The organism is Patulibacter sp. NPDC049589 (genome assembly GCF_040675535.1).
GTDB lineage: Bacteria > Actinomycetota > Thermoleophilia > Solirubrobacterales > Solirubrobacteraceae > Patulibacter.
This window is the reverse complement of the sequence record NZ_JBFAPC010000171.1, coordinates 1-11828: the sequence shown is the minus strand read 5'-3', so window position 1 is coordinate 11828 and position 11828 is coordinate 1. Positions and strand designations below refer to the sequence as shown.

The window sequence follows — 11828 nt, the reverse complement described above, 5'->3', positions numbered from 1 at the left end:
CGGGGGGGGGGTGGGGTGCGGCGCCCCCAAGGGGTCGCCGCAGGGCACCCCCCAACCCCCCCCCCCCCGGCGCGCCCCCCGCCGCCGACCCCGCCCCCGACGGCGCGACGCCCACCCCGCCGGCCGCGGACGGCGCGACGGCGACCCGGGCCTCCACCGGCGACGCCCCGACGCCCGCCGCCCCGGCCGACGCCGACCGCGCCCCCGCCGCCGCGCTCCGCGCCCCGTCGCGGATCGAGCGGCTCGTCTCCGAGCGGATGGTCCAGAGCCGGACCGAGATCCCCGAGTTCGTCGCGTCGGTCGACATCGACCTGGCCGCGGCGCTGGCGCTGCGCGGCGACCTGAAGGCCGCAGGCGCGCCCGGCGGCGGCGGCCGGACCCCGTCGGTCAACGACCTGCTCGTCAAGGCGTGCGCCCTGGCGCTCGTCGACCACCCGCGGGTCCGCAGCGCCTGGACCGACGACGGGATCCTCCAGCACGAGCGGATCGACATCGGCGTAGCCGTGGCCACCGACGACGGCGGCCTCGTCGTCCCGGTCGTCCGCGGCGCCGACCGCCTCGGGCTCGCGGCCCTGGCGGCGAGCACCCGCGACCTCACCGGCCGCGCGCGCAAGGGCCGGATCACGCCGGCGGAGATGGCCGGCGCGACGTTCTCGATCAGCAACCTCGGCGCGATGGGCGTGTCGCACTTCACCGCGATCATCGGTCCGGGCCAGGGCGCGATCCTCGCCGTCGGCGCCGCGATCGAGCGCTACGTGCCGATCGACGGCCAGCCGACGCTGCGCCCGATCTGCACCGTGACGCTCAGCAGCGACCACCGCGTGATCTACGGCGCGCACGCCGCGTCGTTCCTCGAGCGGCTGCGGACGATCCTCGAGCACCCCGGCGCGCTCGCCTTCTAGCACCGGTCGCCCCGGGCGACGTGCCATGCTCGCTGCAGCATGAGCGAGCCCACCGACCTCGTCACCCCGCCCGCGGACGTCACGGTCGCGGAGGGCACCAAGCGCGGCACCGCGACCGCGAAGATCCCCTCGCGGGTGCAGACCGCGATCGCGCGCCGCATGGCGGAGGTCCGCGCCACCGTGCCGACGTGGACCGCGTCCGTCGACGCGGACGTCGAGGAGCTGACCGTCGGACTGCCCGGCGGCGTGCAGTTCGTCGACGCCGTGGTCCGCGCGACGGGCCTCGCGCTCCGGCGCCACGAGCGCGTCAACGGCGCGTGGCGCGACGGCAAGCTCGAGTCCTGGACGCAGGCCAACGTGGCGCTCGCGGTCGACCTCGACGGCGAGTCGATCGTGCTGCCGACGATCCAGGACGCCGGCGGCCAGTCGCTCGCCGGGATCGCCGCGCGCCGGGCGGAGCTGCAGCAGAAGGCCCGCGAGGGCGCGCTGCGCGCCCCCGACAGCGCCGGCCCGACGTTCGCCCTGATCGACGGCGGACCGGACGGACCGGACCGCTTCGACGCGATCATGCCGCCCGGCGTCGGCGCCGCGCTCGCCGTCGGCGCGCCCCGCCGCCGGCCGTGGGTGATCGGCGACTCGATCCAGCCCCGCCACGTGGTCACGCTCACCCTCACGGCCGACCACCGCGCGATCTACCCCTCGCACGGCGGCGCGTTCCTGCGCAGCCTCGCCGGGCTGCTCGAGGACCCGCGGGACGTCCTCGACGCCTGAGGCGCCGCCGCGCGCGACCGCCGGCCCGCCGGCGGTGCCGCGGGATCGCCGGCCCGCGGCTCAGGGCCCCTCGTCCGCCTCGCTCGCGGCCAGCGCGTTGGAGCGGGTGTCGCTGTCGGTCCGGGCCCGCGCCACCCCGCGGTCGCGGCGGACGATCGCGCACCACGCCCGGTCCGGCCGCCCGACCGGGAAGCAGACGCGCAGCACGTCGGGCGCCCCGGCCGTCGACAGCCGCCGGACGTCCGGATGGGCCAGCCGCGCCTTCGCGTACGCGGGCGCGCGCCGCTCGGCGAGCCGCCGGCCCTCGGCGACCATCCCGTCGTAGCGCTGCTGCTTGGCGACGACCGCCGGCCGGTGCAGGAATCCGCCCACGGCCAGCGCGACCACCCCGAGCAGCACCGCCATCGTCGCGGCTCGGTCGCGCGCCACGATCCGCGGGAGCGACGGGTCGCGCCGGCGCAGCAGCCGCGCGCCGACCGCGCTGCCGACCACGCTGAGCACGAGCACGAACGCCAGCAGGAGCCCGATCCCCGCCCACGACAGGCCCGGATCGCCCGACGGCGGGAGCACGGCGAGCAGCACGCCGCCGGCGACCAGCGCCCCCGCGAACGCGAGGCGCGAGCTCTGCCCGCGGACCCGCCAGCGCAGCCGCGCGAGCCAGAACGGGGGCTCCGTCGCACGGACGGGTCGGGGCCGGCGCATCCCCGGAGAGTATGCCCGGAGGGCCCGTGGGCTACCGTGGTCGTGTGGCACCCGCCGGACCTCCCTCCGACCCGCCCGACCGTCCCGATGACCCGCGCGAGCGGGAGGTCGCCGACTGGGACTGGGGCGGCGACTGGGACGCCCCGGCCCGCCGTGGCGGGCGCTCCGGCGACCGCCGGGACGACGACGCGACGGACCGCGACGGACCCCGCCGGGACGACGACGGTGACGCCCCCCACGACGCCGCACCCCACCCCGGGGTCGACGCCCCCGGGTCCTCCGGCCGCCCCCCGCGCACGCCGCTGCCACCCGTCGTCCTGCGCCGCCGGGCGACCGCGATCGGCGGCGCCGTCGTGGCGCTGCTGCTCGTCGTCCTGGGCGCGACCGCGATCGCCGGCGGGGGCGACGACGGCGACGACGCGAAGACCGCGGCCAGGCCCGACGGTGGCGAGCTGCGCAGCCTCGCCGGCGTGGCCGCACGCGCCAGCAGCGACCAGCTCGAGCGCGCCGCCGCCGTCGCGAAGTACGCCAAGCTCGGGCTCCCCGTCTACTGCGGCGCGGGCAAGAAGCCCTGGGTCGCCCTGACCTTCGACGACGGACCCGGGCCGCTGTCCCCCAAGTGGATCGCCCTGATGTCGAAGGAGCGGATCCCGATGACGCTCTTCCGCATCGGCCGCAACGTGCCGGGCAACGAGGAGTACGTGCGCGTGCAGCGCAACCTCGGCTGGGACTCGGGGTCCCACACGCAGAACCACCCCGCGCTCGCGACCGAGAGCGCGAAGGACCAGCGCGCCGAGATCGAGCACGGCAACGAGGCCAGCCACCGCGCCCTCGGCCGGCCGCCGGAGCTCTTCCGCCCCCCGTACGAGTCGCACAACGCCGAGACCGACCGCATCGTCAAGCGCGCCGGCATGGTCCAGGTCCTCTGGAACGTCGACACGCAGGACTCGCTGGGAAACACCTCGGTGGACCAGATCGTCGAGACCGCGAAGAAGGGCATGCAGGCCGGCTCGATCATCCTGATGCACGAGGTCAAGGAGAACACCCTGGCCGCGATGCCCCGGATCATCGCGGCCCTGCGCGAGCGCCACCTGACGCCCGTCACCGTGACGCGGATGCTCGCGAGCGACGGCCCGAGCGAGGCCCAGCTGCGCAAGGGCTACGACGGCTGTCCGGTCGACCTGACCCCCGGCAAGGCCGCGTCGTGAGCACCCCGGACGCCCCCGCGACGGTGCCCGGGATCGCGCCCGCTCGCGCGGCCGAGCCCGGCGCGTCCGCCGCCCGGCTGGTGACCGGCGACGGGCCGCTCGGCGTCGCGTGGCTGGGCAGCGTGCCGTACGCCGAGGCGCTGGAGCTCCAGGAGCGCCTGCGCGACGCCCGCGTCCGCGGCGAGGTCGGCGACCTGCTGCTGCTCCTCGAGCACCCGGCGGTCTACACCCGCGGCCGCCGCGCGACGCCGGAGGAGCTGCCCCTCGGAGCCGACTGGTACGCCGAGCGGGGCATCGAGATCGTCGACGTGCGCCGCGGCGGGAAGGTCACCTTCCACGGTCCCGGCCAGCTCGTCGGCTACCTCGTCGCCGGGACGACCGACGTGATCTCCGTCGTCCGCGCCCTGGAGCGCGCGATGGTCGCCGTCGCCCGCGAGGACGGCGTGGACGCCCGCGGCCGCAACGACGACGGCATCGAGTACACCGGCGTCTGGGTCGACGACCGCAAGCTCGGCTCGATCGGCCTGCACCTCTCCCGCGGCGTCACGACCCACGGCGTCGGGCTCAACGTCGTCACCGACCTGACGCCGTTCTCGTGGGTCGTGCCGTGCGGCCTGACCGCGCCGATGACGTCGCTGGCGCGCGAGACCGGCGCGCCGGACCTGCGGACGGAGCCCGGTCTCGACGGCTCCGCGGCGGTGCGCGCGGTGGGCGAGCGGTTCGCCGCGGCCCTCGGCCGCGAGCTCGGGACGGCCGTCGCACCGGCCGACGCGGCGGTCGTCCGGGCCGCGGCCGGCTGAGACGACCGTCCGGCGCGCGTGCCGGAGCCCACGGGGGCGGCCGACCTCGCGCGCTACGCTGGAAGGCGTGTCCGAGGCTCCGTCCACGCCGCTCCCCGTCCGTCAGACGCGTTCTCGCGCGAAGCCGGGTGGGATGGATGTCGCGAAGGTGCTGGGCAACCAGACCGTCGCGTATCGCGAGCGCAAGCCGTCGTGGTTCAAGGTCCCCGCCCCTGGGTCCCCGAAGTACCGGGAGCTGAAGGAGACCATCAGCGCCAACAACCTGAACACGGTGTGTCAGGAAGCGGCGTGCCCGAACATCGGGGAGTGCTGGGAGCGTGGCACCGCGACGTTCATGATCCTCGGCGACACCTGCACCCGACGGTGCGGGTTCTGCCACGTGATGACCGGCACCCCGACGTGGGACGACCCGCTGGAGCCCGCCCGCGTGGCGCGGTCGATCGCGATGATGGGCCTCCGCCACGCCGTCGTCACGTCCGTCGATCGCGACGACATGCCCGACTACGGCTCGCGGATCTGGGCCGCGACGATCACGCAGATCCGCCGTCAGTCGCCGGACACGAAGATCGAGACGCTGACCCCGGACTTCCGGGGTGAGGAGATGCCGCTGGCGACCGTGATCGCGGCGGGCCCGGACGTGTTCAACCACAACGTCGAGGTCGTCCCGCGGCTGTACCCCGTCGCGCGGCGGGGTTCGACGTTCATCCGGTCGTGCCGGGTGTTGAAGAACGCGTCGGAGATGAACGCGTCGGGGATGGGGCGGCCGGGGATGAAGACGAAGTCCGGCCTGATGGTCGGCCTCGGCGAGACCTTCGCGGAGGTCGTGGAGACGATGAAGATGCTCCGCGCCGTCGACGTCGACATCCTCACGATCGGCCAGTACCTCCGGCCGACGGAGAACCACCTGCCGATCGTGCGGTACTGGCACCCGTCGGAGTTCGACGAGCTCGCGCGCATCGGGATGGAGGAGCTCGGCTTCTCGCACGTCGCCGCCGGGCCGCTGGTCCGTTCCAGCTACCACGCGGACGAGCACATCGACCAGGACCAGCCCGGCACCGGACCCCTCGCCGAGACCGCGGACGCGGCCGCCTGAGCGGCCCGGTCGCCCCGCCACCGTGAGCACCACCGACGCGGCCACCGCCGGCCCCTCGGACGACGCGGCGCCGGCGGACGCCGCCTCCTCGGGCGCGGCCACCGCGCCGTTCCCCACGGCGCTGACCAACGCCCCACCCGCCTGGGCGCCGGCCACCGCCGAGGTCGCGTCGGGCCCGATCGAGCTGCCCGTCCGGGTCCGCTTCCTGGAGTGCGACCCGCAGGGCGTGCTCGCGCACCCGCGGTACCTCGACCTCTTCGACGACACGTACATGCGGCTCAACACGACCCGGCTGGGCGGGTTCTGGGCCATGACGCGCGGCGGCATCGAGACCCTCGTCGTCAAGACCGAGGTCGAGTTCGCGAAGTCCGCCCGCGCCGAGGAGGAGCTCGTCGTCGTGCTGGACCTCGAGCGGCTCGGCCGCTCCTCCGTGACGCTGCGCTACCGGGCGCTCGGCAGCGACGACGGAGAGCTGCGCGCGCAGGCCCGCACGACGTACGTCTGCGTCTACGTCGGCGCGGGCCGGTCCGTCGCGATCCCCCGCTGGATGCGCGAGCGCTACCTGGGCCTCGGCGGCCCGGGCGTCGACGCGGGCTGAGCCCGCCCGGCCGCGGCCCGCGTCGTCCCGGCCGGCCGCTCCGCTCGTCGCCCGGCCTGACCGCCCGTCCCCCGTCCGGCGCCCCGCCGGGCGTCCAGGCGCCGGCGCGCCACGTTCCGTCGGCCGCCGGCAGAAATCCCTGCAGGTGCAGGAGGAACCGCACACAGACCGCGGCGATGAGGACACCGTCCACTGGCGCCGGAACGCTCTCAGCAAGCCTTGATCCGACCCTGCCACCATGCGCCGGTGCCATCGCAGTCCCATCTGCTCACCGCGGGCTTCAGCCTGCTCGTCCTCGTCGTGGTGCTCGCCGTCCTGGCGCACCTCTCGCGGCGGCGCAGCGTGCAGCTCCCGTTCTTCGCCGGCGTCGCCGTCGCGGCGTCCGGCCTCGCGAACCTCCTGTCGACGCTGAGCCCGTCCGACGACGGCCGACTCGAGCTGCTGCGCGAGAGCGTCGGCGCCGGCGTCCCCGACATGGCCCGCGCCCTCGCGGTGCCGGTCGGCATCACGCTGCTCCTGACCGGCCGATACCTCGCGCGCCGGCACCGCCGCGCGCTCGACGTCGCCGTCGGCTCGCTCGCGGTCCTCGCCGTGCTGAACGTCGTGAAGGGCCTCGACGTCGCCACCGGCCTGGCGACCGGCGGCGTCGCGCTCGTGCTCTGGCGGGCCCGCGGGTCCTTCGACGTCGAGCCGCTCCAGGAGCGCTGGACGTCGACGATCGGCACGATCGCCCGGATGACCGTCGGCGTCTTCGTCGCCACGGTCGCCGCCCTCGCGCTCGTGACCTGGCGCGACGGGAGCGACGCGTCGCTCGGCACGATCGTCCACGAGTCGCTGGTCCTCCTGACGCTGACCCGCGACACGACGCTGCCGATGCCCCACCACATGGGCTGGCTGCCGGGCGCGATCGGCGTCACCGGCCTGATGACGCTGTTCCTGGCGATCGTGATCGTCTTCCGCCGCCCGCCCGTCGCCGCCGACTACGGCGCCCGGGAGCGCGCCGGCGAGGTCATCGCCCGCCACGGCACCGACACCCTCAGCGGCTTCGCGCGCCGCACCGACGTGATCCCGCACGTCACCGCCGACGGCCGCGCCGCGGGGATGTTCTCGATCCGCGCCGGCGTGCTCTTCGTCGGCGGCGCCCCGAGCGGCCCCGACGACGCCGTCGACGAGCTGCTCGGTGAGCTGCGCGGCATCGCCGACCACCACGACGTGCGGATGGCCGTCCTCTGCGCCGGCCAGGAGCTCGCCGACCGCGTCTGCGCGCGCGGCCGCATGAAGGCGATGTACATCGGCGACGAGGCGATGATCGACGTCGCGTCCTTCACCACCCAGGGCCGCCCGCTGAAGAAGGTCCGCCAGGCCGTCGGGCGCGTCGAGCGCGAGGGCTACACCTCCGAGGTCGTCCGCATCGGCGACATGGACACCGCCACTCGCGCCGACGTCGCCCAGGTCGTCACCGCCTGGGGAGAGAAGGAGGCGCACGGCTTCTGCATGGAGATGCCGCTGGCCGACGCCGCGTCCGCCGACTCGCTCGCCGTCCTGGCCCGCGACGCCGACGGCCGCGTCCGCGCCCTCGTCCACGTCGTCCCGAGCCCCGCCGGCGGCAACTGGTCGCTGTCGAGCACCCCGCACGAGCGCGGCCTGCCCAACGGCGTCGTCGACTTCCTCGTCGTGAAGATGATCGAGGAGGCGCGGGCCCGCGGCATGGAGCGCGTCTCGCTGAACTTCGCCGCCTACCGGCAGTGGATCCACGAGCCGCGGACCCGCTGGGAGCGCACGATGGGGCCCGTCGTGAAGGTCCTCGACCGCTTCTTCCAGATCGAGCGGCTGTACCGCTTCAACAAGAAGTTCGACCCGTCCTGGGTGCCGCGCTACATGCTCTACGACGGCCGCCAGGCACAGCTGCGGACGATGTGGGCCGCGATGCTCGTCGAGGGCCAGATCCGCCTGCCGAGCGTCCCGCTGGCCGGCCGGATCACCAGCCGGCCGGCCCGCCGGGCGATCGGTCCGGCGCCGGCGCCGCGCGGCTGATCGACGCGCCGCCCGGGGGCCGCGCCCGGGCGGCATCGGCGGTCCAGGCCTGCGGATCCACGGTCCTGTGACGGCCGTCCGGGCGAGCGGCTGCGCGCCACTTATTTCGCTTGCTAATATTTCGGCGACGAAGTTTCGGCACCGAAGGACCAGGAGCACCGATGGCCACCACCACCGCGAAGGCGCGCCCCGCGCCCATCGACCCCCACGTCAAGAAGATCGCGATCGTGATCGTGCTCGGCGCGATCATGTCCGTGCTCGACACGACGATCGTCAACGTCGCGCTCGACACGCTGTCGCGCGACCTCAACTCGCCGCTTAGCGACATCCAGTGGGTGGCCACCGGCTACCTGCTCTCGCTGGCGGCGGTGATCCCGATCACCGGCTGGGCGTCGACCCGATTCGGCGCCAGACGCCTCTACGTGCTGTCGCTGATCATCTTCACCCTCGGCTCGGCCCTCTGCGGACTCGCGACGTCGAGCGGCGAGCTCATCGCCTTCCGCGTCATCCAGGGCATCGGCGGCGGCATGATCATGCCGGTCGGCCAGATGATCCTCGTCCGCGCCGCGGGCCCGAAGAACCTCGGCCGGATCATGAGCTTCATCGGCGTGCCGATCGTCCTCGCGCCGGTCTTCGGCCCGACCGTCGGCGGCCTGCTGCTCGAGCACGTCAGCTGGGAGTCGATCTTCCTCGTCAACGTGCCGATCGGCGTCATCGCCGTCTTCGCGACCATGCGACTCCTCCCGAAGGACCTCCCCGGCGACGCCGGCAAGCTCGACGCGATCGGCCTGGTGCTCGTCGCCGTCGGCGTCACCGCCGTCACCTACGGCCTCGCCCAGACCGCGACGCACGACATCGGCTCGGCCGCCGTCGTCGGCCCGCTGGTGGCCGGCCTGGTGCTCGTCGGCCTGTTCATCGCCCGCGCGATGCGGATCCCCAACCCGCTGCTGAACGTGCGGCTGTACGGCAACCGCGCCTTCGCGGCGGCGTCGATGACGACGTTCGCCCTCGGCGCCGCGCTGTTCGGCGCGATGGTGATCATCCCGTTGTACTTCCAGACCGTCCGCGGCGAGGACGCGATCTCGACCGGCCTGCTCGTCGGGCCCCAGGGCATCGGCGCGATGGTCGCGATGGGCCTCTCCGGCCGCCTCAGCGACCGCTTCGGCGCCGGTCGCGTGACCGTCGTCGGCGTGTCGATCACGGCGATCGCCACGGTCCCGTTCATGCTGCTGACGGCCAACACCCCGTACGCCGCGACGAGCGCCGCGATGGTCTTCCGCGGCCTCGGCGTCGGCCTGTCGATGATGCCGGCGATGACCGCGGCGTTCTCGGTCCTGAAGCCGAGCGAGATCAACCACGCGTCGCCGCAGCTGAACACCCTGCAGCGCGTCGGCGGTTCGATCGGCGTCGCGGTCCTGACGGTCGTCCTCCAGCGCAACACCGACGACCTCGGCAGCCGCGGGTCCGACCCGTCGGCGCTGGCCGGCGCGTTCGGCGACGTCTACTGGTGGGTCCTCGGCGTCACCCTCGTCGCCCTGATCCCCGCCTTCGTCCTGATGCGCGTCGAGCGGCAGCGCAGCCGCGAGGCCGAGGCCACGGGCACCGACCCGCGGGACGACGGCCCGGCCGGCGACGCCCCGGCGGGCGAGCGCGCCTCGGAGGCCCTGGAGGCGCTCGCGTGAGCCCGACCGCCACGGCGGACGACGAGGCTCCGGACGCCGCGGCAGGGGGAAGCTCGGCGGCGGTCGGCGGCTCGGCGGCCAACATCGACGCGGCGGCGGTCGGCGCGGTCGCGAACGTCTGCACGGCGGCGAACGCCGACAGCACGCCCACCGACACCGCGGCGGCGGACGTCGCCGACGCGGTCTGGGGCCTGCTGGGCGCGATCCGGCGCCTGAAGTCCCGGCGCTCCCACGGCGCGGGCGGCCTCGGCACTGGGGAGATGCGGATCCTCGGGCAGCTGGGCGCCGTCGGCGGCGTCGGCGGGGCGACGCCGATCGGCGAGCTCGGCCGATCGGCCGGGCTGAACGCCGCCTCCACGTCCGCGACCGTCGATCGACTCGAGGCCGACGGCCTCGCCGTCCGTGTCCGTGACACGGAGGACCGCCGCGTCGTCCGCGTCGAGCTGACTCCCGAGGGCCGCGAGACCGTCGCCCGCCGGGTCGCGGCCTGGCAGGCGGAGTGGGCGGCCGACCTCGAGGCCCTGCCCGCCGACGACCTCGCCGCCACGGCGCGGACGTTGACGGCGATCGCGGCGCACCTCGACGCCCGCTGATCGCGGGGCGGAGCCGCCGCGCCGGGGCGCGCTGGCCGGCCGGGCAGGAGGGCCAACCGGGCAGCCGGGTCAACCCGGTCGGCCGGGCGCCGCGCCATGAGCCGGGCCGGTTTTGACGGAGTCTGAGCCAGGTTGGTGTCAGTTTCTGGGTGTGCCCGGAACTGGCCGTTGATCGCGAAGGCGTGGTCGTCGGGGTGCGTGGCGGGAGCCCGTAGGGCGAGCGCCACGCACCCCGACGCGTTGCGCCGAGGTCGTCGGTCGGGAAGGGTGCAGCCAGCGGCGACGGGCTGACTCATGAGCCGGGTGTCTTCGTGACTTTCCCGGGTTTTGTCGCCCGCCGCCGCTTGGCCATCGACCGTGCCGGCGTGACTTCATAGGAGCGTTGCACCGCACCCACCAAGCCGTGTCCACCGGACGGTCGTGTCCCCCTGCTCAAATCGAGGAGACCTGAACATGATCGTGATCGGCTGCGACACGCACAAGGACACCCACACCTGCGCCATCGTCCGCCGCGAGACCGGCGAACTGCTGGCCACCGCCACCAGGCCGGCCCGCAACGACGGGTTCGAGCAGCTGCTGCTCTGGACCCGCCAGCACACCCCGGGCGACGAGCCGAGGGTGTGGGCGATCGAGGACTGCCGCCACGTCTCCGGCAGCCTCGAGCGCTTCTTGCTGGCCCGCGGCGAACGCGCAGTGCGCGTCACTGCGTACCTCACCGCCGGCGGCCGCAAGACCGCCCGTGAGCGCGGCAAGAGCGACACCATCGACGCGACCGCCGTCGCCAGGGTCGCGCTCGCCGAGGGCATCGAGAACCTGCCCGTAGCGATCCTCGACGAGACGTCCCGCGAGATGCGGCTGCTCGTCGATCACCGCCAGTCGCTGGTCAAGCAGCGCACCCGCGCGCAGAACAAGCTCCGCTGGTTCCTGCACGACCGCTGGCCCGACCTGCAGGTCCCCGTCGGCGGCCTGGACCGCATCAAGTGGCTCGACCTCCTCGCCCGCAAGCTCGCCCGCACCGACCAGCACGCTGACATCCGGATCTGCCGCGACCTCCTCAACCAGATCCGCGCGCACACCCGCCGCGTCAAGGAGCTCGAGCGCGAGATCGCTGCCCTCGTCGCCGACTACGCGCCTGGTCTGCTCGACGTGCCCGGCATCGGACCCGTCACCGCCGCGAAGCTGATCGGCGAGACGGCCAACGTCCACCGCCTCAAGAGTGATGCCGCGTTCGCCCGCATGTCCGGCGTCGCGCCCGTCCCCGCGTCCTCCGGCCGCACCGACCGACATCGCTTGGACCGCAGCGGCAACCGGCAACTGAACTGCGCGATCCACCGCATCGCCGTCACCCAGTGTCCCGCGTCAAGAAATCCGCTCAAGTTGGCGTGTTTGAACTAGGTCGTCGAGGTCGGTAGAGGGTTCGGTCTTGGGGTCGGTGAGCGGGAGGC

11 protein-coding genes are annotated in these 11828 nt (G+C 74.5%); 10 read left to right on the top strand and 1 reads right to left on the bottom strand.

Annotated elements, in window-relative coordinates; translation table 11 throughout:
• Together AB0L40_RS23130 and AB0L40_RS23125 are read left to right on the top strand one after the other, a co-directional pair.
• Positions 1-902, top strand: a 902-nt coding sequence (locus AB0L40_RS23130) for a 2-oxo acid dehydrogenase subunit E2 (RefSeq protein WP_364360329.1), incomplete at its 5' end; no start/stop codon positions are given.
• 39 nt (positions 903-941) lie between these two features.
• Positions 942-1673, top strand: coding sequence for a 2-oxo acid dehydrogenase subunit E2 (locus AB0L40_RS23125; RefSeq protein WP_364360326.1), 732 nt, complete (start codon positions 942-944; stop codon positions 1671-1673).
• Between the two features lie 60 nt (positions 1674-1733).
• Here AB0L40_RS23125 and AB0L40_RS23120 read toward each other — a convergent pair whose 3' ends face one another.
• The gene (locus tag AB0L40_RS23120) at positions 1734-2375 is read right to left on the bottom strand and encodes a hypothetical protein (protein WP_364360323.1); all 642 of its coding nucleotides are present in this window, start codon (positions 2373-2375) and stop codon (positions 1734-1736) included.
• A 44-nt stretch (positions 2376-2419) separates the two neighbouring features.
• Between AB0L40_RS23120 and AB0L40_RS23115 the strand changes: the two genes are divergently transcribed.
• The 8 genes from AB0L40_RS23115 (at position 2420) to AB0L40_RS23080 (ending at position 11778) form a co-directional block, all read left to right on the top strand.
• Positions 2420-3583 carry a polysaccharide deacetylase family protein gene (locus AB0L40_RS23115; protein WP_364360320.1) on the top strand — a complete coding sequence of 388 codons (1164 nt, stop codon included), beginning with the start codon at positions 2420-2422 and terminating at the stop codon, positions 3581-3583.
• Positions 3580-4383: a lipoyl(octanoyl) transferase LipB gene (gene lipB, locus AB0L40_RS23110; protein ID WP_364360317.1), complete on the top strand. Its 804-nt coding sequence runs from the start codon at positions 3580-3582 to the stop codon at positions 4381-4383. Before AB0L40_RS23115 ends, lipB begins: the two co-directional genes overlap by 4 nt.
• Before the next feature lie 133 nt (positions 4384-4516).
• Positions 4517-5476, top strand: a complete 960-nt coding sequence (lipA, locus tag AB0L40_RS23105) for a lipoyl synthase (protein WP_364360314.1) — start codon at positions 4517-4519, stop codon at positions 5474-5476.
• A gap of 22 nt (positions 5477-5498) precedes the next feature.
• Positions 5499-6074, top strand: a complete 576-nt coding sequence (locus AB0L40_RS23100; protein ID WP_364360311.1) for a thioesterase family protein — start codon at positions 5499-5501, stop codon at positions 6072-6074.
• A gap of 246 nt (positions 6075-6320) precedes the next feature.
• On the top strand, positions 6321-8108 hold the full coding sequence (locus AB0L40_RS23095) for a phosphatidylglycerol lysyltransferase domain-containing protein (RefSeq protein ID WP_364360308.1): 1788 nt from the start codon (positions 6321-6323) through the stop codon (positions 8106-8108).
• 161 nt (positions 8109-8269) lie between these two features.
• On the top strand, positions 8270-9790 hold the full coding sequence (locus AB0L40_RS23090; RefSeq protein ID WP_364360305.1) for a DHA2 family efflux MFS transporter permease subunit: 1521 nt from the start codon (positions 8270-8272) through the stop codon (positions 9788-9790).
• Positions 9787-10383 (top strand): MarR family transcriptional regulator, encoded by a 597-nt coding sequence (locus AB0L40_RS23085; protein ID WP_364360303.1) that lies wholly within the window; start codon positions 9787-9789, stop codon positions 10381-10383. Before AB0L40_RS23090 ends, AB0L40_RS23085 begins: the two co-directional genes overlap by 4 nt.
• Before the next feature lie 453 nt (positions 10384-10836).
• Positions 10837-11778 carry an IS110 family transposase gene (locus tag AB0L40_RS23080; RefSeq protein ID WP_364360300.1) on the top strand — a complete coding sequence of 314 codons (942 nt, stop codon included), beginning with the start codon at positions 10837-10839 and terminating at the stop codon, positions 11776-11778.
• The last annotated feature ends 50 nt before the right edge of the window (positions 11779-11828 follow it).